The organism is Rhizobium sp. 862_C5_N1_2, from assembly GCF_051811205.1.
In the GTDB taxonomy this organism is placed as follows: Bacteria; Pseudomonadota; Alphaproteobacteria; order Rhizobiales; family Rhizobiaceae; genus Rhizobium; species Rhizobium leguminosarum.
The window spans coordinates 1,566,925-1,591,708 of record NZ_JBPWPT010000001.1 but is presented as its reverse complement, the minus strand read 5'-3'; the positions used below and the strand labels follow the sequence as shown (position 1 = coordinate 1,591,708).

Below are 24,784 nucleotides of genomic sequence, written 5' to 3'. Positions count from 1 at the left end.
GGGCTCTATCACACCATTGTGGCTGCTTTCAGCCGATCAGGTCGCCGATCATCTGACGAAAGGATCCGGTGAGCTTGACCGGCCCGTCCGAAACGGCAAAGGCGATGCAAGGCCTGTCCTTTTCGGCGACCGGCCGGTGGTCGACCGTCTCGTCGGCAATGGAGATGTCGCCGGGACCGAAACGGCCGCGTTCATCGTTGAAGGCGCCGTCGAGGATGAGGATCAGTTCCATGCCTTTATGGGTGTGCGCCGGCAAGGCGCGGCCCGGCCGGATCCACATCAGGCTGACCTCGCAGCCGTCCATGTCGAGCGAATATTCCCTGAAACCGGGCAATCGCCGGCGCCAGGGCACATCCTCGGCCTCGAAGCCCAAGAGAGCACGCAACGCTTGAGGAAACAGCGAATTTTCCGGTCGCGTGGCCGACTGCGCCGCCGGGACGGGAGATGCAGAGGAAAAGATCGCCGCAAGCCGCCCGTCGCGATCGGCAATCGCGACTTCAGGCGCGTTTTCCAGAGCTTCGCCTGCCAGCAGCTCGAGGCTGTTTACCAGGCTGCGATTGTCCGGTTTCATTTCGAGATGAGACTGCACCAGCACACGCGCCGGCTCAGGCAAGGAGCCGGCGACATAATGCGCCATCAATGCATCGATCGTGTCGATCTGCTCGTGAACCATCTCGGTTTCGGTCACGCCCTGTTGCCGCGCTCCGTTTTCGCTTTGTCGTCATCCGTACGGGGAAAGTCAATCTTCGGATCACCCCGCACACGGCGGGATTGCGGGGCCATAGTCATTTTGGGGAGGAAAGCCAAATTTTATCGCGTCCGACAGAGGTGTGGAATAGCTTTTCTTGCCAACTCAGCCTTGTGAAGGGAAAAGACCGTTCTTAAAGTAAGAGTTCGAATAGAGGCAGATTCCATGACCTTCCACCCCTCCGTCCTTGAAGCCATCGGCAACACGCCCCTGATCAAACTCAAGGGCGCCTCAGAGGTGACCGGCTGCACCATTCTCGGCAAGGCGGAGTTCCTGAACCCCGGCCAGTCGGTGAAGGATCGCGCCGCGCTCTACATCATCCGCGACGCAGAGCGGAAGGGATTGCTTCGTCCGGGCGGCGTCATCGTCGAGGGTACGGCCGGCAATACCGGCATCGGACTGACGCTGGTCGCCAAGGCGCTCGGTTATCGCACCGTCATCGTCATCCCGGAAACGCAGAGCCAGGAAAAGAAAGACGCGCTGAAGCTGCTTGGCGCCGAACTCGTCGAAGTGCCCGCCGTTGCCTACAAGAACCCGAACAACTACGTGAAGGTGTCCGGGCGGCTCGCAGAGCAGCTGGCGAAGACCGAGCCGAACGGGGCGATCTGGGCAAACCAGTTCGACAACGTCGCCAACCGTCAGGCGCATATCGAAACGACCGCCAAGGAAATCTGGAAAGACACCGACGGTAAGGTCGACGGCTTCATCTGCTCGGTCGGCTCCGGCGGCACGCTGGCAGGCGTGGCTACCGGCCTCAAGGCTTTCAAATCTGACGTCAAGATCGGCATCGCCGATCCCGATGGCGCCGCTCTCTATGAATTCTACCAGAACGGCGCGCTGAAATCCGAGGGATCCTCGATCACCGAGGGCATTGGCCAGGGCCGCATCACCGCCAATCTCGAGGGTTTCACGCCTGACTATGCTTATCGGATCTCGGATGCCGAAGCGCTTCCCTATCTCTTCGACCTCGTCGAGAACGAGGGCCTCTGCCTTGGCGGCTCGACAGCGATCAACATTGCCGGCGCGGTCAATCTCGCCCGGGATCTTGGACCTGGTCACACGGTGGTGACGATCCTCTGCGATTACGGCAACCGCTATCAGTCGAAGCTCTTCAATCCGGATTTCCTCACCTCGAAGGGGCTGCCCGTTCCGGGCTGGATGGCCAAGTCGCCCGATATCCACGTTCCCTACGAACCCGTGTGAGAGCCCATGCCGGTCAATGCCCTCTATCGTGACGACTTCTATCTCTCGACGTGCGAGGCGGTCGTCACCGCCATTCACGAAGACGGGGGCATCGAACTGGACCAGACCTGCTTCTATGCGACATCAGGTGGCCAGCCTGGTGACACCGGCCAGCTCGAACGTGCCGACGGCAGCAAGATCGCGCTCGGTCAGACGAAGCATGGTCCAGGCAAAGATGTCATCATCCATGTGCCGCTCGAAAACGAGCCGCGGCCTGCGGTCGGCGAGACGCTGGTGCTGCATGTCGACTGGCCGCGCCGTTACAGGCTGATGCGCATGCACACGGCCTGCCACCTGCTTTCCGTCGTCTGCTCCTATCCGATCACCGGCGCTGCCGTCGGCGAGGAGGAGAGCCGCGTCGACTTCGATATGGCCGAAACGATCGACAAGGACGAGGTGACGACCAAACTGATGGAACTGGTCGAGCAGAACCATCCGGTCTATCTGCAATGGATCACCGACGAGGAGCTTACGGCCAATCCCGACATCGTCAAATCGAAGAACGTGCGCCCGCCGCTGGGGCTCGGGCGCGTCAGCCTCGTCTGCATCGGCGAGAACTCCTCGATTGACAGCCAACCCTGCGGCGGCACACATGTCTCCGAGACTCAGGAAGTCGGCCGGATCCATATCGCCAAAATCGAGAAGAAGGGCAAAGAGAACCGGCGCTTCCGCATCCGCTTCGGCACGCCCGGCGACGAAGCCTGACCATCAAGGGAGACCATCATGAGTGAGACCAAGAGCCGTTTCGTCGTTTCGGCCGACTGGCTGCAGTCCGAGCTCGGCAAAGCTGACCTGCGCGTGCTGGACGCCTCCTTCTATCTGCCGGCGCAGAAGCGCGATGCTGATGCCGAATATGCGGCCGGCCATATTCCCGGCGCCATCCGCTTCGATCAGGACAAGATTGCCGATCATTCAACGTCGCTGCCGCACACGATCCCCTCGCCCGATTATTTTGCCGCCGAAGTCGGCCGGCTCGGCATCAGCGAGAATGATCGGATCGTCGTTTATGACGGCATCGGCCTGTTCGCCTCGCCGCGCGTCTGGTGGCTGTTCCGGGTGATGGGCGCGAAAAACGCCTTCGTTCTCGACGGCGGTCTCGACGGCTGGAAGGCCGAGGGCCGTCCGCTGGAAACCGCAGCACCCAAGCATGTGCCGGCGACCTTTACGCCGAATTTCGATGAAAGCCGCGTGGTGACGCTCGATACGATGCGCGACATCGTCTCCAGCGCCGCGATGCAGATCGCCGATGCCCGCAGCGCCGGCCGCTTTGCAGCCGCCGAACCCGAACCGCGTGCCGGCATGCGCTCCGGCCATATGCCCGGCGCCCGCAGCCTGCCATCCGGCGTCTTCGCCAACCAGGGCCGGTTCAAGTCGCTGCCCGAACTCAGGCAGACGATCGAAGATGCAGGCATCGATCTTTCAAAGCCTGTCGTCACGTCTTGCGGCTCGGGAATCACCGCCGCCATTATCACGCTGGCGCTGGAATCGCTCGGTCATCACGACAACAAGCTTTATGACGGCTCGTGGAGCGAATGGGGCAGCCGTGACGATACGCCCATCGTCGCCGGTCCGCCGACGCCGGTCAAAGCCTAATCGCCATGGGGAAGACACCCGCTTCGCTGAAAGCTCACATCACCCGGCTCGAAATGACGGCGCCGCCGAAGGCAAGCATGCCGGTGCCCGTCAATATCCAGACGGCGATCATGCGCGCTCCCGAGATCCCATTGCCCTTCTACCGCTATCTCTACCGGCAGGTGGGTGCGCGCTGGCAATGGGTGGATCGGTTGCGCATGAGTGACGAGCAGCTTGCCGAGACGCTAAACGACAAGCGCAACAATATCAGCGTTCTCTACGTGAACGGCGCGCCCGCCGGATTCTACGAATATTTCTGCGAAGACGAGGATATGATCGAGCTCAGCCATTTTGGCCTGATCGAACATGCGCTCGGTCTCGGCATCGGCAAATGGTTCCTGCTGCAGGCGCTCTATGCCATCTGGTCGCTCAATCCGAAGCGGGTCACCACCACCACCAACAATCTCGACCATCCGCGTGCGCTGCAGCTCTACCAGATGTACGGCTTCTCCCCCGTTTCGACCGGCACCGGCATCGTCCGGCCGCTCAGCGACAAGGAGCTTCTGGAGATTGCGCGGAAAAGCTGACGGCTTCTTTCCCGACGTCAGCGGAGGTGGCTAACGCCGCGTCAGGCTATTCGGGCGGCGCGGGTCGTTTCGGCGTTCGAAATCGAGCGTGCGGCCCGACTGTTCCTTCAGTTCCGCCACTTCCCGGCGCAGAGCCCTGAGCTCTTCCAGTATTTCTGCATTCTGTTGCGCCAGCAGCGCCAGATCGATGTCGGCCAAGGCGTTCTCCTTTCGGCTTACAACGTACGCGCAGAAGATACTCCGCTTTTCACTCTCCGGCGATCTCATATGCAGACGCAGGCAAGAATCGGGTGGCTTGCCCGCTCGTCCAGGTGCATTTCATGGCAATCACAAAGGAGGTGGCATGAAAGAGGCCGCGGCCGTTGAGAGAACGGATCACTGAGATGCAGATGATGATCGAGGGACAGTCACACTTCCAGCCTTTCGGCTTATCTTATTGGGGTTTCGAAGATCTCAATAAGGGAGTTGGAAGCATGACTGCCTCTTATGAATACCATATCGGGGTCGACTACCACAAATCCTACAGCCACCTGGTGGTTCAGGACAGCAGCGGCAAGACGCTGAGATCCGGCCGGGTGAAGAACGACCGACAGTCGCTCGGCGGGTTTCTCGAACGCTATCGGGAGAACTCGCATGCGGTTGTCGAGGCGACGCGCAACTGGATGGTGATCTACGACTGGCTCGACGACATTTGTGATGATGTCGTTCTCGCCCATCCGCTGAAGGTTAAGGCGATCGCCGACGCCAAGATCAAGACCGACAAGATCGACGCGACGGTGCTGGCACATCTGCTCAGAGCCGACCTGGTACCCGAAGCCTGGGCGCCAAGCGAGAGATCGCGGGACCTTCGCGTCGCGCTACGCGAACGGATGTTTTACGTGCGGCTGCGCACGATGACCAAGAACCGCATCGTCACGGTGTTCGACCGCTATCCGGAGCAGACGGCGCAATTGAAGAAGCTTGGCGACCTGTTTGGCAAGGCCGGCCGCGTCCAGCTGGCTCAAGTGAACGTCTCTGAGATCGACCGCATCCAGATTGACCGTGGTCTCGCCTTCATCGGCGACATCGACATGCGGATCAAACAGTCGGAAGCAACGATCCGGGCGATGACCAAGGCCAATGCCAACGTCAAGCTGTTGAAGACGATCCCCGGCATCGGCGAGTTCTTCGCCCGGCTGATCGATGCGGAGATCGACGACATATCGCGGTTCCGCCAACCGAAGAAGCTTGCCGCCTATGCCGGGCTTGTGCCCTCGACCTATTCCTCCGGCGGCAAGACCTTCCACGGCAAGATCATCAAGCAGGGCAACAAGTGGCTGCGCTGGGCCTTCGTCGAGGCGGTAACACCTGCCATCGCCAGCGATCCACAGCTGCGCGCCCAATACGAGCATCTGAAGATCAAAGGAATAAACAAGGCGCGGGTTGCCATCGCGCGCAAGCTTTTGACGATCACCTTCCAGATCCTGCGTGACCAGCGCGCCTACGAGCCGCGCGGCGAAAGCACCATGGAAGGCGCGTCGACGATATCCCGGTTGTCCTGATGGCAGTCTAGCGAGCCCGGTAGAACTGGGTTGCGCTTCTCAAGGAGAATGGGAAACCGGGAGCCGAACGCCACTCTGTGACCGAAGCCCCAGGCATCAGGTCACGCATTGGAGACTGGTTCAAGAACCGAAGGACAGCAAAGCGATCTGTCCGGCGGAAAGAGAGACTTTGCCGATCGGTACGAATGCCGGTCAAAACTTAACCGAACCCAAGGAAAAGCCGCCAAATGCTGGTGTTCTGCCCCTTGCGTTCTTTCATTGGAGATCTGCCATGACCGCCATTCGTTTTGTCGCCATGCCGACGACCGACGCCGAACACCTCTGGAACGGCGGCCGCGACGCCTATGACAGGCTGCCCGAGACGATCGTCTCCGATGGTCCCGGCCATCCCTGCCGCCATTGCCTTCAGAATATCGATGCGGGCCAGGCGTTGCTGGTCTTTGCCTACCGGCCCTTCCCCGAGTTGCAGCCCTATGCCGAAACCGGCCCTGTCTTCCTGCACAAGCAGCCTTGCGCACGCTATGCCGCCGAAGAGATCATGCCGCCGATGCTGACGACGAGCCGTGACTTCATCGTCCGCGGCTACAGCGAGAACGACCGCATCGTCTACGGTACCGGCGCGGTGACTGAGATCGGCGATATTCCGGCCTATGGCAAAGAGCTGCTGGGACGATCTGATATCGCCTATGTGCATGTGCGTTCCGCGCGCAACAACTGCTTCCAATGCCGGATCGACAAGGTAAAGGCGCCGGCCCTGGCGGAGACCGGCGCCTGATAGGCGGAGGGCGAAGCGCAACAGGAAGTCGTCAACTCGCCCGCACGCTCCTTCTGCAGTGATCGGCGAGGCAGTTTCGGTTTCCCCTGACGAATGCTGTCGGGATCGCGCGCCCTCGAATCTTATTAAACGCCACGCAAGGCAATGATCCGCGAACCTGCGGCCGCCTGCCGTTGGTGTGCGAGCGGCGCATATCCGGGCGATGCAAAGAGACCACGGATGGCATCCATATCGTGAAACTCGATGATCAGCATATTCGTCGCCTGCCAGCCTTCGAGTTCGAGCGGCGCGTCATCGAGAGCAATGAGGCGGCCGCCGGCCTTTGCCACCAGAGGCAGGGCCTTGGAGCGGTAATCGGCAATGGCTTCGGGGTCGTGGATATCGAGATCGACAACGAGATAGGCGGACATGTTCATATCCTTTCAATCAATGTGAAGTTTAGGGATGTTTTTTTGCGTGCAGCGGCGCGCTTTATGGCAAGTGCCGCCACTTGACCATGCGCTTCCGGAGATCGAGTGTGCCGCCATCCACGGTGAAGCTGCCGTCACCGCGATGATGCATGGTCCGTCGTTCCTTGCGGCTCTCGTCAATCCAGATCCTCTTTGCTTCGAGGATGAAGAGATTGTATCGATCGACGAAGCTCGGATCGGCAACACGGCATTCGATATTGGCAAGGCAGTCCACCAGCAACGGCGCCGCGACATCCTTTGCTGGACGAGTCCTCAGGCTGAACCGCTCGAACTTGTCCACCGTGTCACCGGAGCAATTACCGATGTCCACCACGGTTTCGGCAAGATCGACCGCTGGAATCGCGATCACGCATTCGCCGGTCTTTTTCAAGGTCTGGTGGCTGAAGTCCCAAGGGCCGATGACGCAACCGATCAGCGGCGGCGCATGCTGGATCATCATGTGAAAACCCATCGTCATCACATTGGGCGTTCCCTCAAGGCTCGTCGTCACAAGAACGATCGGGCCGGGTTCGAGCAGGCGATAGGTCTGGGAAGCGGAAATCTCATTCATCGTCCGGCTCCTTCGTGAGTCTCTTCCCCGCATGTATGCGGGGAAGCTGAAAGACCTTCTGGTGTGGTTACCAGCCCTGTTCGACCGGCAGAACGAAGAGTTCTGCGACATTCACATGGGCAGGCGCCTGCGCCGCGAAGACGATGGTGTCGCCGATGTCTGCGCCCTGCAGGAACGTCATCTGCTTGGCAAGGTCGTCCATCTGCTTGATATAGCCAGGCTCCGTGATGTGATCATACAGCTCGGTCGCCACGGCGCCTGGCTGGATGCACGTCACCCGAATGTTGTGCTTCTGGCCCACTTCCATGCGCAGGCCGTCGGAGAACGCGGCCACCGCATGTTTGGTGGCGCAATAAACCGACAGGCCTTTGAAGACCTTGCGGCCAGCAATCGACGACATGTTGAAGATGTGGCCCGAATGTTGATTGATCATCTGCGGCAGAACTGCAGCAGTGGTGTTCAGCAGGCCTTTCACATTGACGTCGACCATCCGGTGCCATTCGTCGACTTTAAACTGATCCACATCCGAAAGCGGCATCAGGCCAGCATTGTTGACGAGAATGTCGATCGAACCATAGGCACCCACCAGCTTTTTGACGCTGGCTTCGACGGAGGCTGGATCGACCACGTCCATTTCGATCACGAGGGCTTCACCGCCCCCAGAGGCGATCTCCTTTTGGAGGCCTTCAAGTTTGTCGGTGCGACGGGCGGCGATACCGACCTTTGCGCCGGCCTCGGCGAGCTTCAACGCGGTAGCGGCACCGATGCCGCTCGAGGCGCCGGTGACCAGCGCGATTTTTCCATTGATATTCGTCATGGTTTATCTCCTTGACTGGGCGCCCTTCCAACCGAAAGGACGGTCGTGTTCGACAAGGAGGAACATAAGGAGGAGTGATCGATCCCTCTCTCGGGACCTTGCGAGACCTGTCGGGATCTTGCTCAAATCCGCAAGGACCAAGCTGAAATGCTAAAGCATGTCGCACAAAAGTGTGCAGCGGTTTTGCGACAACGACATGCGTAGAAACCAAGACCTAAAGCGCAATGAGCGAATCTGAAAAAGATCGCGACGCGCTTTAGCTGCGACGGTAGTCGCTGGGGGAGACGCCAGCCTCCCGGCGGAAAATTTGAGCAAAATGGCTAGGGCTCGAATACCCCACGGACATGCCGATCTCGATGATGCTGGTGCTGGTTTCCTGCAGAAGTTGCTGGGCTTTGGCTATGCGTTGGCGAATGAAATAATGGGATGGAGAGAGGCCGGTGGCCTTCTTGAAGAGGCGGCTGAAGTGAAAAGCGCTCATGCCGGCCGTTTGCGCCAGACGTGCGAGATCAAACGGCTCTTGAAGGTTGGCTTCCATGAATGCGATCGCCCGCCGTAGCTTGGCGCCCGGGAGTGCATTTGACGGCCGTGCCTCTGCGTCGAATGTTGCATATTGTCGGATAAGGTGAACAGCGAGCGTCTGCGCCAATCCCTGCACGAAGAGCCGACTTCCCTGCCCTTCTGCCGTCAGTTCAGCATGGATCAGTTCCAGCATGCTGGAGAGATGTTGGTCGCGGCCGCCCGATATGTCGCGCAGGCGCACGGCGCTGGCAGCCTTGCCGAGAACCCCTTCCGCCACCCGGTCAAACAACGGAACGGAGAGATAGAGATGCATTACCTGGAAAGGTTCGTCTCCCTCGGCGTGCCAGCGCATTTCGTATGGCGTGGGCGACCGCGTCAGAAAAAAGTCCCCGACTCTGACTGTATTGGCCTCCCACTCCCCGCCCAGATCGCGTTCCTCGACACATGCCTGACCTGAGATCACCCAAACAACGAGAGGCTCGGCGACCGCTGGGACAAGAAAGGGATGTTGCACCTTCAGGCGGGAAAACACCTGCACGAATATATCAGTCCAGGCTGGTCCATCCCCGCTGACGAGTGTGCTGCCGGCAATATATGTTTCGAGGCCGATAGGTGATGTTCGAAGCGGAACCGGCGATGTTTGCTCCCGACTATCAACCGTCATTGCTGCTCCGTTTGGATGGCGACTGCCCATCAGCATGATACGATGCCAACTGATCGGGCGGGACACAACTCGTCGCGCTGCGTGACGAGGAAAAGCATAGCTCCAACGCCGCCGACGGTCGCGGTTCGATTACAGGTGCGCCGTCATACAAAGAAGGCGGCATCTCTTCGGATACCGCCCTGCCGGCCGAAAATAGCGCAGTAAGTCGTCACCTGGAGTCAGCTAGCTTACGCTACGTTCAGCACGCTCTCCGGCGCAAAGGCTTCGTAGCCAAGTGCGTCGGCGACCGGCTTGCTGGTGATGCGGCCCTTGTGGACGTTGAGGCCGTTCCTCAGATGCTTGTCTTCGGCGATGGCGCGCAGACCGCGATCGGCAAGCGCCAGGCCATGAACCAATGTGGCATTGTTCAGCGCGTGCGCCGAGGTGACCGGCACGGCGCCCGGCATGTTGGCAACGCAATAATGCACGACGCCGTCGACTTCGTAGGTCGGATCCGAATGGGTGGTTGCATGCGAGGTCTCGAAGCAGCCGCCTTGGTCGATGGCGACATCGACGATGACGGAGCCCTTCTTCATGCCGGAGAGCATCTCGCGGGTGACGAGCTTCGGAGCAGCAGCGCCGGGGATCAGCACAGCGCCGATAATGAGATCGGCCGAGAAGACTTCCTCCTCCAGCGCCTGGATGCTGGAATAACGCGTGTGGATGCGGCCCGAGAAGATATCGTCAAGCTGGCGCAGGCGCGGTAGCGACTTGTCGAGAATGCTGACATCGGCGCCAAGGCCGGCGGCCATCCTGGCGGCATGCAGGCCGACAACGCCGCCACCGATGACCGCGACCTTGGCCGGCAACACGCCGGGTACGCCGCCGAGCAGGACGCCAAGGCCGCCATTGGCCTTCTGCAGCGCGGTCGCTCCCGCCTGGATCGACAGGCGTCCGGCGACCTCCGACATCGGCGCCAGCAACGGCAAGCCGCCGCGCTCGTCGGTCACCGTCTCATAGGCGATCGCGGTAACGCCCGAGGCGATGAGACCCTTGGTCTGTTCGGGATCCGGCGCCAGATGCAGATAGGTGTAGAGAAGCTGGCCGTCACGGAGCTGCGCCCATTCGGCGGGCTGCGGCTCCTTCACCTTGACGATCATGTCGCACTTTTCGAAGATATCCTTGGCGGAGGCGGCGATCCTCGCGCCGGCCGCGGCATAGGCGGCATCATCAGCGCCGATACCGACGCCAGCTTTGGTCTCCACCCAGACCTCGTGGCCGTGGGCAACATATTCGCGCACCGAAGCCGGCGTCAGACCGACGCGATATTCATGATTCTTGATTTCCTTCGGGCAACCGACACGCATGCGCGTTCCTCTCAATTTTATCTCCGCGGCCGCGGATTTTTCAGATGAGGAATCCAACCATCAAGGCAGTGAAATGTCCTTGCAAAGACGATTTGCGAAGAGGTGATTTTTCGGCGATTATTGCGTTCATTCTATCTTTTTTCGAAAGTTCTTCGAATGGCCGATCTCGACACCATCGATCTTGCGATTCTTAAGGCGCTGCAGGCCAATGCCCGCATGACCAATGCGGAGCTTGCCGAAAGGATCGGACTGTCGCCTTCGGCCTGTTCGCGCCGGCTCGACATCTTGGAAAGAAGCGGCGTCATCGGCGGCTACCATGCGCGGCTTTCACACAAGGCGCTCGACTACAAGATGATCGCCATCGTGCATATCTCGCTCTCCGGCCAGTTCGCCAAGACTCTGGCGGAATTCGAGGCAGCGGTGAAGCTCTGTCCGAACGTACTCGTCTGTTACCTGATGTCGGGCGAATACGACTATATCCTCAGGGTCGCCGCCCGCGACCTCGAGGACTATGAGCGCATCCACCGTGACTGGCTGTCGGCCCTTCCCCACGTCGTCAAGATCAATTCGAGCTTCGCGCTCAGAGAAATCATCGACAAGCCGAATGTCGGCCTTTGAGGCCTTGCATCTTTGCCGAAAGCCTGTCCAGACTTCGATGCGCGCGGGCGTTTCCCGCTCATTGGCAAGTCATGACATCGAAGACCCAAGGCTATATTTTCGCGCTGTTGGCGCTCACCATTTTTTCACTGCAGGACGCCATCTCGAAACATCTGGCGACGGCCTATCCGCCAATCTTCGTGACGATGATCCGCTACTGGGCCTTTGCGCTTTTCACGATCATCCTCGCGTCAAAGATGCGCGGCGGGATTAAGACGACGGCCCGCACCAAACGCCCCTTCCTGCAGGTGACGCGCGGCGTTCTGCTTGCGGTTCAGGTGGTTCTGGCCATCACCTGTTTTGCCGTGATCGGCCTTGCCCGTTCACAGGCGATCTTTTCCGCGACGCCGATCCTGATCGCACTGCTGGCGATGCCGATCCTCGGCGAGCGGGTCGGGTGGCGGCGGTGGGCAGCGATCGGCGCCGGACTTTTCGGGGTACTGCTGATCCTGAAGCCGGAAGGCGAGTTTTTCGACGTGAAGCTGCTTCTCGCCGTCATTTCCTGCTTCAACTTCGCCTTCTACGTTATCGCCACCCGCCTGGTCAGCCGCGACGATTCGTCGATGACCAGCTTCTTCTATACCGGCGTCGTCGGCGGCGTCACGATGACGCTGGTCGGGCCGTTCTACTGGAGCTGGATGGCGCCGGGCGACTGGGGCTGGATGGCGCTCGTCTGCATGACCAGCATCTCCAGCCATTATTTCCTGATCCGCGCCTACGATGTTCTCGATGCCGCCGCTGTCCAGCCGCTGACCTATCTGTCGCTCGTCTATGCCTCTATCATCGGCATGGTGATCTATGGCGAAACGCTCAGCTTCAACATGATCGTCGGCTCGGCGATCGTGGTTGCCGCCGGCATCTTCACCGTCTGGCGCGAACATGTGGTGGGACGCAGAGCGGCCGCCGCCAACTGACGGTTTCACTGCAATTTTAGCCAAGCCCCTAAAACCATTTCAATTTTCCGGCGCTATGCTCCCCGGCTGTACCAAGGGAGACAGTATGACCCGCAACTTGAAAATCACGGCCCGAAAGGCCGACCGAAAAAACTGCCGCGTGTTCGGCCATGTCAAATATCTGAACAGCCAGGTGGATGCCCGCATCCTCAACCTATCGCCGACCGGTGCCGCCCTGGAGATGAAGGGACCGCTCCATGCCGCCTCCGGCAGCAAGGTGCGCATCGAGGCCGAAAACCTCGGCCTGCTCGAAGGCGTCATCCGCTGGAAGCACAATGGCCGAGTCGGCATCCAGTTCGACGTGAATTCGAATGCGCGGGCACAGATCTCCTCCTATTTCCGCTTTTTCCACAAGGAGATGCGGCCTGTGCTGGCGGTACGCCCGCTGGTTAGAACCGCCACCAACGTCGAGCGGACGCCTCACTTGGCGACATCGACGCTGAAATCGTAAGGCTGCACCCTTTGCGCCGAAGGAGCGGCTGAGATCGTTCCAGTAGCTGCGATCGACACCGACCGCCGAGGGTGACCGTGGCCCTACGTCTGCGGCAGCCGGGCGCCGAGTGACTGCACCATAAATTGCATTTCAGAGCCACGACGCTTTTCCGGCGGATTGTTTCGACGTCCTGTCATTTTCGCAGTGTACTCCTCGCCAAATCGTCCTAATTCTGACGGGCCGGACGATGCATGATCCTGAAGGAGAGTTTCCATGTCTTCCATTTTCGATGTTGGTGTAATGAGCCGCCGTTCCCTGCTCGGCGGCCTGGCCGCCACTTCCGCCCTGGTGCTGCTGCACCCTTTCAGCGCGCGCGCCAGCGCCAACCAGGCGCATCTCAGGCTGATGGAAACGACCGATATTCACGTCAACGTCTTTCCCTATGACTATTATGCCGACAAGCCGAACGACACGATGGGCCTGTCGCGCACCGGGACGATCATCGACGGTATCCGCGCAGAGGCCATCAACTCGCTGCTGATCGACAATGGCGACGTGCTGCAGGGCAATCCAATGGGCGACTACATGGCCTATCAGCACGGCATGAAGGACGGCGACGTCCATCCGGTGATCAAGGCGATGAACACGCTCGGCTATACTGTGGGCACGCTCGGCAATCACGAGTTCAACTACGGCCTCGACTTCATGTTCAAGGTCCTATCAGGCGCAAACTTTCCCTTCGTGTGCGCCAACCTGACCAAGGGCCAGCTCGCCTCGGACCCGAAGCAGGACGATCTCTTCTTCAAGCCCTACATCATCGTCGAAAAGCAGATCAAGGACGGCGCCGGCAACGAAAGCCCCGTCAAGATCGGCTTCATCGGCTTCGTTCCGCCGCAGATCATGCTCTGGGACATCAAGAACCTTGAGGGCAAGGCGCAGACGCGCGATATCGTCGAGGCGGCCAAGGCCTGGGTTCCCGCCATGAAGGAAGCCGGCGCCGATATCGTGATTGCGCTCTCGCACTCCGGCATCGATGGCAGCGCACCGTCCGAAAAGATGGAAAACGCCTCGCTGCATCTCGCCGCCATCGATGGGATCGACGCGATCTTCACCGGCCACCAGCATCTCGTCTTCCCAGGCCCGAAGAGCTGGGACGGCGTCGCCAATGCCGATCCCGTCAAGGGCACGCTGCACGGCAAGCCCGCCGTGATGGCCGGTTTCTGGGGCTCGCATCTCGGCCTTATCGACCTGCTGCTCGAAAAAGACGGCAACAGCTGGAAGATCGTCGATTTCACCTCGGAAGCACGACCGATCTATCATCGCGACGACAAGAAGAAGGTGGTTGCCGACTACGCCGACAAGAAGGAAGTGGTCGAAGCCGCCAAGGCCGAGCACGAGGCGACACTGACCTATGTCCGCACCCCCGTCGGCAAGACGTCCGCGCCGCTCTATTCCTACTTCGCACTGGTCGCCGACGATCCCTCCGTGCAGGTCGTCAGCCAAGCCCAGACCTGGTACATCAAGCAGATGCTCGCCGACACCAAGTTCAAGGACCTGCCGGTGCTTTCGGCGGCGGCCCCCTTCAAGGCCGGCGGTCGCGGCGGCGCCGATTACTATACTGACGTTCCGGCCGGCGATATCGCCATCAAGAACGTCGCCGACCTCTATCTATACCCGAACACGGTCCAGGCGGTTGCCATCACCGGCGCCCAGGTGAAGAACTGGCTCGAAATGTCAGCCGGCATGTTCAATCACATCGAGGCCGGCTCGAAGGATGCGGCGCTGCTCAACAACGATTTCCCGTCCTACAATTTCGACGTCATCGACGGCGTCACCTACCAGATCGACCTGTCGCAGCCGCCGAAATATGATTCATCCGGCAAACCGATCAATCCGGACGCCAACCGCATCCAGAACCTCGCCTTCAATGGAAAGCCGATCGATCCGGCTCAAAAGTTCGTCGTCGTCTCGAACAACTACCGCGCTGGCGGCGGCGGCAATTTCCCCGAGATCACCGCTGATAAGGTGATCTTCCAGGCGCCGGATACCAACCGCGACGTCATCGTCCGCTATATCCATGATCAGGGCACGATCAATCCGTCGGCCGACGCAAACTGGACCTTCAAGCCGCTCCCGGGCACGACCGCGACCTTCGAAAGCGGCCCGAAGGCGAAGCAGTTCCTCGCCGAGGTCAAGAGCGTGAAGATCGAGGATGCCGGCGAAGGCGCCGACGGCTTCTCGAAGTTCAGGCTCGTCCTTTAGGCGAAAAAATATGTCGACGAAGGCGCGGCGCCTGCGCCTGCGCTTTCGTCATTCGGCCGCAAGCGGCATACCGGGCTCGCGCAGTTCGGCGATCTGAGCATTGAAATCGGCGTGGTTTGGGCAGGCGGAAAGCCTCGTGCGGAACGCATCGATCATCCAGGTGGCAGCGGGTCCGGGCGGATTGGCGAGCTGGCGCACGGAATAGATGGCATATTCCCCCTGTTCGTAGGCATCCAGATCGAGAGGGACAAGCGCGCCGCTCACGAGATCATCACGGATGAGCGAAGCCGGAAGGCCACCCCAGCCAAGACCGGCCTTGATGAGCTGATGCTTCGTCGCAATATCGCTGACGCGCCATGTCTTGTAGGACAGAACATTGAAATCACGCCCCTTTGTCAGACCCGACGCATCGGTGACGACAAGCTGCACTTCCTCGCGCACGTCGCCGAGCATGAGCGGCCGGTCGATCGCAACAAGCGGGTGGTTGCGCGCGGCAACCGGCAGCATGAAGGAATGACCTATCCGCTCTGTGACGACCGAATCGTCCTGCTTTAGAACTGCGCCGCCGATCCCGATCGTCGCCTTGCCGCTGAGGACGAGATCCATGACCATCCCAAGTTCGCCGACGTTGAGGTTCAATGAAACGGACGGAAACATCTCGCGAAATTCGCGCAGGACCTCCACCAGGGCCCGCGAAGGCACCATGACACTGATGGCGACGGAAACCTCCGCTTCGAGCCCTTCCCTCAGGCTCTTGACGCGCGCCCGCATGACCTGCAGGTCGCCGAGAATGCGTCGCGCATCCTCCAGCATCGCCTTGCCTGCCTCCGTAAGCTTCGGCTGGCGCGCACCGGAGCGCTCGAAAAGCGGCACTTCTAGCTGCGCCTCCAGGTTGGCTATCGTATAGCTCACAACCGACTGGGCACGGTTCAGCGCCCGCGAAGCGGCTGAGAAGCTGCCGGTCTCGGCAACGGTTAGAAACACCTGCAATTGGTCCAGAGTCGGGTTCGGCAGCATCTTCTATCCATTCCATCGATAGTTTCGATCGACATTATCACCGTTTTTTCGATAGCAGGCCAGACCTATTTTCGCTTCGAGACTGCGGCTCACCTCCCAGCAACGGGCCGTCAAATTCCATTCGAAAGGAAATGCACCATGTCGTCCATCCTGCTTCTGACGTCCAGCCCGCGTGCCGAATCGCTCTCGACGCCGATCGCCGTCGATCTCGCCGAAAAGCTGAAGAGCCAGAACCCGGGCAGCGTCATCGTTCGCCGCGACCTTGCCGCCAACCCGCTGCCGCATATCGATGACCTCTTCACCGGCGCGATCCGCAAGCCGCCCGAGGCCCGCACCGCTGAGGAAAGCGTGGCCGTCGAGACCTCCGACAAACTGGTCAACGAACTGCTTGCCGCCGACACGATCGTCATCAGCACTGGCCTCATCAACTTCAACATCTATTCGTCGCTGAAGACCTGGATCGACAACGTCGCCCGCGCCGGCCTGACCTTCAAGTACACGGAAAGCGGTCCGGTCGGCCTCGCAACCGGCAAGAAGGTTTATGTCGTGCTCGCTTCGGGTGGCGTCTACTCGCAGGGACCGGCCGCCCCCCTGAACCATGCTGTGCCATACCTGAAGTCGGTTCTCGGCTTCCTCGGCATCACCGACATCGAGACCATCTATGTCGAAGGCCTGGCCTTCGGTCCGGAAGCTGCCGAGAAAGCCATCGACGCCGCCAAGTCGCGCGTCCAGGAAATCGCACTGGCCGCCTGATCGGCTTTTCAACGCTCCATGAAACGGCCGGCTTTTGCCGGCCGTTTTTCATTTGTCGATACCGGCGATAAAATCCCGGACCGTCACCAGGATTTCGGCCGAGAGTTCCTCATCGGACGAAATCCTGGCAAGGCCGACGGCGGCATGAACCGCTCGGCCGCAGAGCGAAGCCGACGAAATCGCCAAGGCGGCGCTCTATCTGGCATCGGATGATGCGACCAATGTCACCGGCATCGAGATCACCGTCGACGGCGGCATGACGAGCGCGCCCTCCGGCGCCAAGATCTTCCGCGCCGCCTGAGCGAGCCGGGCCGAGCAACTCAAACTTGCCCGGCCCCGCGCCAATTTCGTTTCTATTTTCTCTTGGGACGCTCTGCTTAGCTCTGACGCGTCGCGCGGTGGGCAATGCGAAACAGGACGATTGCCAAATTCAGGACGGCAAGCAGAAGCAATACACAGAGCATGGTCTGGATGCCGGAGGAAACGATCAGATTGCCGGCCACCAACGGAAAGCCGAAGACGCCGATCATATAGGCCAGCGAGAATAACAAAAGCGACTGCGGCATAAGGCCAGTTGGAGCCTCATTTGCAGCCAGGCCGTTGATGACCGAATAGGTCAATCCATAGCCCACCCCCAGCATCGCTGCGCCTCCCAGATAGGCAAGCTGACTTGATGTCAGCATCAGGAACAGCACGATCGATGCCAGCGTCAGGCTTGTCAGGACCAAAAGCGAATAGAGTGGGTCTTTCTTGACCACATATCCCGCCACGAACAGCCGGCTCAGAATCGCGGCGGACATGAAGCCGATGAAGAACAGGGAGTAGTCGAACCCATGCGCATTGGCGTAGCTGGTCTGAAAGCTGGACAACCCGCCGAAAATCGCGCCGCCGATGCCGACCATAATGATGGAATAGACGGCCCGCGAACCGATCACCTCACGCGCTGAGGCAAATGAGATCTTGTTGACATGAGGCAAAATCTTGCCGGCATTGGTCAGCCGGATATGGAGCAAAAAGTAAAGCGCACCGCCGGCGAGGCTGGCAAGGAATGCAAATGCGAAGGCCGCCTCGATCGGCATCGACCAGCCTGTGGCAATGCGGCCAATGATCGGTCCGGCGCCGATGCCCGACATCATCGATCCGGAAAGTAGAGCAAAAAACCTGATGCGGTGCTCGGGTTCGACGATAGCGGCGACCAGAATGGGTCCAAGCGCATAGAAGGTGCCCCAGCCTATGCCGAGGATGAAGCCGACCGTCATCAGACTCAGCCCAGCTGAGGGAACCATGGCGAATCCCAGCGCTGACGCGGCAAGAAACAGTCCCGAAACAGCCACCGCCCGCGCCGAGCCGATGGCATCCGCGATGTGCCCGGACAGGGTCACGAGAATGACGGTGCTGACAGTCGCGGCCGAAATGATCAGGCCGGCCAGCGCCTCGTCGCCGCCACGCTGGCCAACCAGCACCGGAACCAGAAAGGTCACGCCGTAGGCGATCGAAAGAAGAAACCCTCCAATACACAAAGCGGTAAACTCGCCGCCATCGACTTTCTTCCGTGCAATTGAATCACTCATGTCTCCACGCCCCTCGCAGGAAAACTGATCTGGGATATTTCCGCAATGGAGATCACGTTTGCATTTTACGAACAAGCCGTTTTTATATCGCTCATAACCTATTGAAAAGACATAGACAGATGGGCAAATGTTTCGGTTTAAGCAACATCCTCAACATCCCCGGTCAACGCGCTGCATCGATCGATGATTAGGAAGCCGCCTCCCGACGTCCGCGACCTCGCCCGCCATCAGCGATGCGAATTCTCAGGAATACCTATTGGGTTGACCACGTTCAGCCAAATGGAGAAGAGCCTCAATCGGGGCCAGCCGAGCCAACTGGTTGCTCGGGCTAACTGGGTCTGGCTGAGCTAACTGAGTTTCACCACGCCGGAGCGGCCGACGACGCAATTGCGGCCGCTCTTCTTTGCCGCGTAGAGCCTGCCGTCGGCCGCCGTCAGCACGGCGGTGAAATCGACGCCGTCCTCATCGGCGGTCGCAACCCCGATACTGACCGTGACCGGCCTGTCATCCGGCGTCTTGACGCTGGTCGCGATCGTCCAGCGCAGGCGCTCGGCAAGCAGCAGCCCTTCTTCGTGGTCGGTGCCTGGACAGACGGCAACGAATTCCTCGCCGCCGAAGCGGAAGACGCGGTCGCTGGAGCGCAGCGTCGTGCCCAATCGGGCGGCGATCGCCTTCAGCACCTCGTCGCCCTGGAGATGGCCGTAGCCGTCATTGACATCCTTGAAGTGATCGGCGTCGATAATGAGGACGGTGGCGAATAGCCCCTGCTTCAGTGCCTCGAGCAGCATCAGCGGCGCTTCCATTTCCATGCGCGTCCGATCATAGACGCCAGTGAGCATGTCGCGGCCAGTGCGCTCCAGAAGATCGTTGTAGCGCTCGCGGAACGTCAAGTCACCGAATACGTCGCTGATCGAACGTGCGGACCCGGCTGCGCCGATACGGCGAATGCGATATTCATAGAATGCGAACATCGCCGCGTAGAGGCAGACGGCAAGCATTTTCGCCTTCCATCCGCCCCAGAATGCGGCGATCGGTACATCCAGGAAGTAATGCAGCGCGGCGAAGAAGCCGATCTGGTCGAAGGTCAGCAGCACGAATCCCGAAATCAGGAAGCGCAGGACGACGCGGCGGCGAAAGAAATTGCCGAGTTTTTCGTAGAGCAGGATGATGCCGAGCGAATCGACATAGAGCAGCGCCGTGCCCCAGACCATCAGCCAGCCCATCTCCTTGAGAAAATCGACGTCGGGTGTGTGGCCGGTCGACATCTGCAGCGGCTGGTGCATCTGCAGCACCCAGGCAATACCGACGGTTAGCAGGTTGCCGAGGAACAGGCCGTAGATCGGCTGGCGCACCGTCGCCGCATCCTCCTGCAGGTAAAGCATCAGGATCATCATCAGCTTACCGGAGAAGAACACGGATGAACCCGGCGACACATCCCCGAACGGCAGCGAGACATAGAAGACCGCCGCCAGATATGTCTCCATGAAATGCATGACGCCGAGCGCCGTCAGGAAAACCCCGAGACCAAGCCGATGACGGAAATGCAGAAGCGTTACCATCAGCACGAAATAGGCGATGGCTTCGACGACGAAGAGAAGGAGGTTCAGTGTCTCCATCATGAGACCTTGGCGCCGGACGTTCGGCCTCCTGCCGGCGCGGCGATCGCGACAGCGAATCCTTTGGTCAATCGTCCGAAACAGTCAAACACGGGGGGTGTCCTGCAAATCCTGCAGGCGATACCTTTCACCGCAATCCTTTAAGATTGCGTGAGTGAGAACGCGCTCGCTGGAGAGCACCCGGGTCACACACAGGAATAGTTACAGCCGGCATCAGGGACCTATGCCCGGATCCCGATTTCAGACCTGACGAAGCTTCTCGCCGTCACCAAAGAGCGACGAACCATGCTGATCGATAATCTGCTGCGCCTTGCGCACCGTGCATTCGATCGCATCGTCGGAAGAGGTAAACAGATCGGCGCGGATGAAATTGCGCACCAGCACCTCGTCGCCGACCTTCTTTTCGATGCGGCCGGCCAGGCGATACTGGCTGCCTTCCCTACGAGGTTCGGCATAGATCGTGCAATCGCCGTAGAGCTGCGGCTCGCCGGAAGGGCCTGCCGCTTCCGTGGCCGGTTTGCCGCCGCCGGAGAACATCGAAAAGAGATTTGAAATGAACGAAGCCATGCTCCGCCTTTAGCACGACGGCATCGCTATCGCCAAGTCAAATGATCAGGTTGGCGAGGATCTCGTTTTCGGTAATATCCTCGTAACCCATGCCGGCGGCTTCGAAATTTCCGACCAGCCGGGCGAAATTCTCAGGCGCCTTGGTTTCGATGCCGATCAGGATCGAGCCAAAGTTGCGTGCCGATTTCTTCAGATATTCGAAGCGGGCGATATCGTCGTCGGGGCCGAGCAGATTGAGGAAATCGCGCAGCGCGCCAGGGCGTTGGGCGAGCCGCAGGATGAAGTATTTCTTCAGCCCTGCGTAACGCATGGCTCTTTCCTTTACGTCAGGCAGACGCTCGAAATCGAAATTGCCGCCGGAGACGACGGCGACGATGGTCTTGCCGCGGATCGTCTGGCGATCCATCGCGGCGATCGCCGTCAGTGACAGGGCGCCGGCCGGCTCCAGCACGACGCCCTCGACATTCAGCATCTCCTGAATGGTGACGCAGATGGCGTTCTCCGGCATCAGTTGCACTTGGCTTGCCGGGAAATCGCGAAGAGCGGCGAAATTCAGGTCGCCGATGCGGGCGACGGCAGCGCCATCGACGAAATTGTCGACCTTGGCCAGCGTCGTCACCTTGCCCGCCTCGATACTGCGCTTAAGGCTTGGCGCGCCGGCGGGCTCAGTGAAGACGAAAGCCGATTTCGGCACGGTGCCGTCGAGATAGCCGGTGATGCCGGCGGCAAGTCCGCCGCCGCCAACCGGCAGGACGACCATGTCGGGCACCGTTCCCTCAGGCAGCTGCTGCATGATTTCGGCGGCGACCGTCGCCTGCCCCTCAATGATGTCCGGATGGTCGAAGGGCGGCACCATGACGCCGCCGACCGCCTCCACATGTTCGCGTGCGGCCTGGTAGCACTGGTCGAAGAAGTCGCCGAACAGCCGAATAGTGATGAATTCGGCGCCGAACATCCTGGTCTTGTCGATCTTCTGCTGCGGTGTCGTCACCGGCATGAAGACGACGCCCGGCACGCCGAAATGGCGGCAGACGAAGGCAAAGCCCTGAGCATGATTGCCGGCCGAGGCGCAGACGAAGGTCTTGCCAGAGGCACCCTGCCCGATCGCCTTGCGGAAGAAATTGAAGGCGCCGCGGATCTTGTAGGAGCGCACCGGCGACAGATCCTCGCGCTTCAGCCAGATATCGGCACCGTAGCGGGCCGACAAATGATCGTTGAGCTGCAGCGGCGTTGCCGGAAACAGGCTGCGCATTGCCTCTTCGGCGCTTTCGACATCAAGTCTCGTCACGGGTATGGTCCATTCTCACGTTAGCCACCGCCGCTATGGCACAGGCCGGCCGGCAAAAGAAGCTCGTTTGGGCCATTTCCAGTTCGCTCCCGCATCGTTTCACTCCGCGGGGCCGGGTTCGGCGCTGGGGACAGGTTCTGCTCCCGGGGAAGGCCTTTCTTAAGCCAATAGCGAAATTGGCGGCACATGAACTGATTTTAACTGTCAATAAAAAGGACGGCCACTAATATGAAGCTATGATGACATTCAAATTCGCAAGACCGCTCGCCTGGCTGCTGCTGGCCTTCATCATCTTCGTCACCGTTTCGCCGATCGGAGAGAGGCCGAATACGGTCACGATGGTCGATGTCGACCGCGCGGTCGCCTATCTTCTCCTTGGCTTCGCCTTTGCGCTGGCCTATCCGAAACAGTGGAAGATGGTCGCCATGCTGCTGATCGTCGGCGCATTCGCCATCGAATATCTGCAATACTTCTCGCCGACGCGGCATCCGCGCCTGCATGATGCAGGCATCAAGGCCATGGGCGCTGCCCTCGGGCTGCTAGCCGGATGGGTGATCAACAGATGGCGCGAGACCAAAGCGCCAAACGCTCTACCCTTCGCAGAACGCTGATTATCCCAGGTTAGAAACCGCGCAATTGCACTGCCCAGAAGAGCAGTGGTATCGCAGCCATCGCAGTTCCCAGAACAAGTGCGACACTGGTCTTGAAGATCCGGATGCGCCGAACCTTCGCCCCACTCCAATCGTAAACCATCGTCTTACTCCCACAAGACAACACTTACTCAGCCGCCGCGGCGCAATACTTGCATCGAAAATACCATTGTCAAGCGGCAACTCGCTTTTGTGCACAATATGCAGGCAGATACAATACTGGCATATTCCAACGGCATTATGAAAATGGTGCGGGCGACGGGGCTCGAACCCGTACAGCCAAGGCCGAGGGATTTTAAGTCCCTTGCGTCTACCAGTTTCGCCACGCCCGCTTGCGGCATTTTCAATATCTTGCGTCATGGGCGATGGGAAGAGCCGCAAGGCGTAAAAAATAGTGCCCGTTTGCCGGCAGCACCGACGAGTGATCGGCTAGACATTTCCCTCGCGAAAGCCCGCGCCGACGAAGGCTGCCCAGTCTGTCGCGGGGAAAAACAGAAAAGGCGCGGCGAGCCCCATGCCTGCCGCACCTTGATTTATTTCAGTGTCAAAGATCAGGCGAGCTTAGCTGCCAGCTTGGCGACGTGGGCGCCCTGGTATTTCGCGCCTTCCAGCTCGATCTCGGAAGGCTGGCGCGAGCCGTCACCATTGGTGATGGTGGAAGCGCCGTAGGGCGATCCACCCTTGACTTCCTCAGTGCCCATCTGGCCCTGGAAGGCATAAGGCAGGCCGGCAACGACCATGCCCTGGTGCAGGAAGGTGGGGAGGAAGCCGAGGATGGTCGATTCCTGGCCGCCGTGCTGGGTTGCCGAGGAGGTGAAGACCGAACCGAGCTTGCCGACGAGCTTGCCGGCGAACCAGAGGCCGCCCGTCTGATCCCAGAAATTGCGCATCTGCGAGGCGACCGTGCCGAAGCGGGTGCCGGCACCGACGATGATCGCGTCGTAGTCGGCCAGTTCGTCGACGGTGGCGATCGGAGCCGCCTGATCGACCTTGTAATAGGAAGCCTTGGCGACATCTTCCGGAACCAGTTCCGGAACGCGCTTGACGGTGACCTCGGCACCGGCCGACTTCGCGCCTTCGGCAACGGCATAGGCCATGGTTTCAATATGGCCGTAAGCCGAATAATAAAGGACGAGAACCTTCGCCATCTTCAATCTCCCTTGGAGCACTGGTTGAATTTCGTGACCGAGGGAGTTCTATCAGCGGGTATTTCCGAACACAGCCATGCCTTGAAGAACTCAGTGTTCAACATCCGTAGACGAAAATTCACTTGCGTTTTCATTTCAGCAAAAATGAACGTATCGCAGAACAGCACTTGCACTTTTGGGCATCATGCCGTGGCTGTTTGCAAAGCGACCGAACGGCACTACCTATTCACCAGCCTCAGATCACGGAACATCCCATGAGCCAAAACATCGTCGTCACCGCCGCCATGCTCGCCATCGGCGACGAACTTCTTTCCGGCCGCACCAAGGACAAAAATATCGGCCATCTCGCCGATCTGCTCACGCTTTCCGGCATTGATCTCAAGGAGGTGCGCATCGTCGCCGACGACGAGGAGGTGATCGTCGAGGCGCTGAACGCCCTTCGCGGCAAATATGATTACGTCTTCACCTCGGGCGGTATCGGGCCGACGCATGACGACATCACCGCCGATGCCATCTCCAAGGCTTTCGGCGTGCCTTGCGAATATGACGAAGCGGCAATGACACTGCTTGCCGAGATGTATCGGCGCCGCGAGATGGAATTCACCGAAGCGCGCCAGCGCATGGCGCGCATGCCGCGCGGGGCCGTGCATATCGCCAATCCGGTCTCGACCGCGCCAGGCTTCATCATCGGCAATGTCCATGTCATGGCCGGCGTGCCGCAGGTCTTCCAGGCGATGGTCGACAATGTGTTGCCGACGCTTCGAACCGGCACGCCGGTGCTTTCGCTCGCCATCGCCTGCCCTTACGGCGAAGGCGAGATCGGCACGCCCTTGACCGCGATTCAGAAAGCACATCCGGAAACCAGTATCGGCTCCTACCCGCGCTATGTCGGCCAGAAATTCTCGACCGAGATCGTCGTGCGCGGCCGCTCGCAGGCGGTTATCGATGCGGCCGGCGCCGAAGTGCAGGCGATGATCGACGCCATCCGCCGCAGGAAGGACATCGCCGAAAACCATTCCGCCGAGGCTTGAGGGA

Annotated in this window: 26 protein-coding genes, 1 tRNA gene and 2 pseudogenes; 14 read left to right on the top strand and 15 right to left on the bottom strand. The window is 59.9% G+C overall.

All coding sequences use genetic code 11. From position 1 onward, the window contains the following. Nucleotides 1-28 precede the first annotated feature (28 nt). Nucleotides 29-688, bottom strand: a complete 660-nt coding sequence (locus ACD590_RS08070) for a ChrR family anti-sigma-E factor (RefSeq protein ID WP_018241739.1) — start codon at nt 686-688, stop codon at nt 29-31. A gap of 225 nt (nt 689-913) precedes the next feature. Between ACD590_RS08070 and ACD590_RS08065 the strand changes: the two genes are divergently transcribed. Genes ACD590_RS08065 through ACD590_RS08050 form a run of 4 tightly spaced genes read left to right on the top strand, consistent with a single transcriptional unit; the run spans nt 914 to nt 4,149 of the window. Beyond that, entirely contained in the window at nt 914-1,951 is a 1,038-nt protein-coding gene (locus ACD590_RS08065; protein WP_018241738.1) for a cysteine synthase A, read from the top strand. 6 nt (nt 1,952-1,957) lie between these two features. Then, entirely contained in the window at nt 1,958-2,695 is a 738-nt protein-coding gene (locus ACD590_RS08060) for an alanyl-tRNA editing protein (RefSeq protein WP_018241737.1), read from the top strand. 18 nt (nt 2,696-2,713) lie between these two features. Further along, on the top strand, nt 2,714-3,583 hold the full coding sequence (gene sseA / locus ACD590_RS08055; RefSeq protein ID WP_018241736.1) for a 3-mercaptopyruvate sulfurtransferase: 870 nt from the start codon (nt 2,714-2,716) through the stop codon (nt 3,581-3,583). A 5-nt stretch (nt 3,584-3,588) separates the two neighbouring features. Continuing rightward, nucleotides 3,589-4,149 carry a GNAT family N-acetyltransferase gene (locus ACD590_RS08050; RefSeq protein WP_017963991.1) on the top strand — a complete coding sequence of 187 codons (561 nt, stop codon included), beginning with the start codon at nt 3,589-3,591 and terminating at the stop codon, nt 4,147-4,149. Nucleotides 4,150-4,179: 30 nt separating this feature from the next. Here ACD590_RS08050 and ACD590_RS08045 read toward each other — a convergent pair whose 3' ends face one another. Continuing rightward, nucleotides 4,180-4,416 carry a hypothetical protein gene (locus ACD590_RS08045; protein WP_018241735.1) on the bottom strand — a complete coding sequence of 79 codons (237 nt, stop codon included), beginning with the start codon at nt 4,414-4,416 and terminating at the stop codon, nt 4,180-4,182. Between the two features lie 206 nt (nt 4,417-4,622). On the opposite strand from ACD590_RS08045, the gene ACD590_RS08040 reads away from it, so the two are divergent. Together ACD590_RS08040 and ACD590_RS08035 are read left to right on the top strand one after the other, a co-directional pair. Beyond that, nucleotides 4,623-5,690 carry an IS110 family transposase gene (locus ACD590_RS08040; RefSeq protein WP_222284184.1) on the top strand — a complete coding sequence of 356 codons (1,068 nt, stop codon included), beginning with the start codon at nt 4,623-4,625 and terminating at the stop codon, nt 5,688-5,690. A gap of 271 nt (nt 5,691-5,961) precedes the next feature. Next, nucleotides 5,962-6,465, top strand: coding sequence for a DUF1203 domain-containing protein (locus ACD590_RS08035; protein ID WP_018241734.1), 504 nt, complete (start codon nt 5,962-5,964; stop codon nt 6,463-6,465). Nucleotides 6,466-6,590: 125 nt separating this feature from the next. On the opposite strand, the gene ACD590_RS08030 is transcribed toward ACD590_RS08035, so the two are convergent. The 5 genes from ACD590_RS08030 to ald form a co-directional block, all read right to left on the bottom strand. Continuing rightward, a complete protein-coding gene (locus tag ACD590_RS08030; protein WP_026188366.1) occupies nt 6,591-6,875 on the bottom strand; it encodes a DUF1330 domain-containing protein in 285 nt (94 codons plus the stop codon). A 61-nt stretch (nt 6,876-6,936) separates the two neighbouring features. Then, on the bottom strand, nt 6,937-7,485 hold the full coding sequence (locus tag ACD590_RS08025) for a flavin reductase family protein (RefSeq protein WP_018241732.1): 549 nt from the start codon (nt 7,483-7,485) through the stop codon (nt 6,937-6,939). Nucleotides 7,486-7,552: 67 nt separating this feature from the next. Then, nucleotides 7,553-8,302, bottom strand: a complete 750-nt coding sequence (locus ACD590_RS08020) for an SDR family oxidoreductase (protein ID WP_018241731.1) — start codon at nt 8,300-8,302, stop codon at nt 7,553-7,555. 256 nt (nt 8,303-8,558) lie between these two features. Continuing rightward, nucleotides 8,559-9,488 carry a helix-turn-helix domain-containing protein gene (locus ACD590_RS08015; protein WP_439002399.1) on the bottom strand — a complete coding sequence of 310 codons (930 nt, stop codon included), beginning with the start codon at nt 9,486-9,488 and terminating at the stop codon, nt 8,559-8,561. 227 nt (nt 9,489-9,715) lie between these two features. Next, nucleotides 9,716-10,834, bottom strand: coding sequence for an alanine dehydrogenase (gene ald, locus ACD590_RS08010; protein ID WP_018241730.1), 1,119 nt, complete (start codon nt 10,832-10,834; stop codon nt 9,716-9,718). Nucleotides 10,835-10,990: 156 nt separating this feature from the next. Between ald and ACD590_RS08005 the strand changes: the two genes are divergently transcribed. The 4 genes from ACD590_RS08005 to ACD590_RS07990 all read left to right on the top strand — a co-directional run bounded on the left by ACD590_RS08005 (nt 10,991) and on the right by ACD590_RS07990 (nt 15,139). Further along, nucleotides 10,991-11,452, top strand: a complete 462-nt coding sequence (locus tag ACD590_RS08005) for an Lrp/AsnC family transcriptional regulator (RefSeq protein WP_018241729.1) — start codon at nt 10,991-10,993, stop codon at nt 11,450-11,452. 71 nt (nt 11,453-11,523) lie between these two features. Next, nucleotides 11,524-12,405, top strand: coding sequence for a DMT family transporter (locus tag ACD590_RS08000; RefSeq protein WP_018241728.1), 882 nt, complete (start codon nt 11,524-11,526; stop codon nt 12,403-12,405). Nucleotides 12,406-12,490: 85 nt separating this feature from the next. Next, entirely contained in the window at nt 12,491-12,895 is a 405-nt protein-coding gene (locus tag ACD590_RS07995; RefSeq protein WP_018241727.1) for a PilZ domain-containing protein, read from the top strand. 255 nt (nt 12,896-13,150) lie between these two features. After that, nucleotides 13,151-15,139, top strand: a complete 1,989-nt coding sequence (locus tag ACD590_RS07990; RefSeq protein WP_247264399.1) for a bifunctional 2',3'-cyclic-nucleotide 2'-phosphodiesterase/3'-nucleotidase — start codon at nt 13,151-13,153, stop codon at nt 15,137-15,139. A 48-nt stretch (nt 15,140-15,187) separates the two neighbouring features. Here ACD590_RS07990 and ACD590_RS07985 read toward each other — a convergent pair whose 3' ends face one another. Continuing rightward, nucleotides 15,188-16,156 carry a LysR family transcriptional regulator gene (locus ACD590_RS07985; protein ID WP_018241725.1) on the bottom strand — a complete coding sequence of 323 codons (969 nt, stop codon included), beginning with the start codon at nt 16,154-16,156 and terminating at the stop codon, nt 15,188-15,190. A 138-nt stretch (nt 16,157-16,294) separates the two neighbouring features. Between ACD590_RS07985 and ACD590_RS07980 the strand changes: the two genes are divergently transcribed. Next, entirely contained in the window at nt 16,295-16,909 is a 615-nt protein-coding gene (locus tag ACD590_RS07980) for an FMN-dependent NADH-azoreductase (protein ID WP_018241724.1), read from the top strand. Between the two features lie 48 nt (nt 16,910-16,957). Here the strand turns inward: ACD590_RS07980 and ACD590_RS07975 are convergent. Further along, nucleotides 16,958-17,047: pseudogene (locus tag ACD590_RS07975) on the bottom strand (TetR/AcrR family transcriptional regulator); the annotation flags it as partial. A gap of 25 nt (nt 17,048-17,072) precedes the next feature. Here ACD590_RS07975 and ACD590_RS07970 point away from each other — a divergent pair. Next, nucleotides 17,073-17,210: pseudogene (locus tag ACD590_RS07970) on the top strand (SDR family oxidoreductase); the annotation flags it as partial. 76 nt (nt 17,211-17,286) lie between these two features. Here the strand turns inward: ACD590_RS07970 and ACD590_RS07965 are convergent. The 4 genes from ACD590_RS07965 to ilvA all read right to left on the bottom strand — a co-directional run bounded on the left by ACD590_RS07965 (nt 17,287) and on the right by ilvA (nt 21,951). Continuing rightward, the gene (locus ACD590_RS07965) at nt 17,287-18,480 is read right to left on the bottom strand and encodes an MFS transporter (protein WP_247264400.1); all 1,194 of its coding nucleotides are present in this window, start codon (nt 18,478-18,480) and stop codon (nt 17,287-17,289) included. Between the two features lie 347 nt (nt 18,481-18,827). Beyond that, nucleotides 18,828-20,099, bottom strand: a complete 1,272-nt coding sequence (locus ACD590_RS07960; RefSeq protein WP_439002398.1) for a diguanylate cyclase — start codon at nt 20,097-20,099, stop codon at nt 18,828-18,830. Nucleotides 20,100-20,336: 237 nt separating this feature from the next. Continuing rightward, nucleotides 20,337-20,663, bottom strand: coding sequence for an HlyU family transcriptional regulator (locus ACD590_RS07955; RefSeq protein WP_018241720.1), 327 nt, complete (start codon nt 20,661-20,663; stop codon nt 20,337-20,339). 37 nt (nt 20,664-20,700) lie between these two features. Continuing rightward, nucleotides 20,701-21,951 carry a threonine ammonia-lyase gene (gene ilvA / locus ACD590_RS07950; RefSeq protein ID WP_018241719.1) on the bottom strand — a complete coding sequence of 417 codons (1,251 nt, stop codon included), beginning with the start codon at nt 21,949-21,951 and terminating at the stop codon, nt 20,701-20,703. A 236-nt stretch (nt 21,952-22,187) separates the two neighbouring features. On the opposite strand from ilvA, the gene ACD590_RS07945 reads away from it, so the two are divergent. Continuing rightward, entirely contained in the window at nt 22,188-22,562 is a 375-nt protein-coding gene (locus ACD590_RS07945) for a VanZ family protein (protein ID WP_018445713.1), read from the top strand. A gap of 286 nt (nt 22,563-22,848) precedes the next feature. On the opposite strand, the gene ACD590_RS07940 is transcribed toward ACD590_RS07945, so the two are convergent. Beyond that, a tRNA-Leu gene (locus tag ACD590_RS07940) sits at nt 22,849-22,933 on the bottom strand. A gap of 219 nt (nt 22,934-23,152) precedes the next feature. Continuing rightward, nucleotides 23,153-23,749 (bottom strand): NAD(P)H:quinone oxidoreductase type IV, encoded by a 597-nt coding sequence (wrbA, locus tag ACD590_RS07935; RefSeq protein WP_018241717.1) that lies wholly within the window; start codon nt 23,747-23,749, stop codon nt 23,153-23,155. A gap of 254 nt (nt 23,750-24,003) precedes the next feature. On the opposite strand from wrbA, the gene ACD590_RS07930 reads away from it, so the two are divergent. Then, the gene (locus ACD590_RS07930) at nt 24,004-24,780 is read left to right on the top strand and encodes a competence/damage-inducible protein A (RefSeq protein ID WP_439002397.1); all 777 of its coding nucleotides are present in this window, start codon (nt 24,004-24,006) and stop codon (nt 24,778-24,780) included. Nucleotides 24,781-24,784 lie beyond the last annotated feature (4 nt).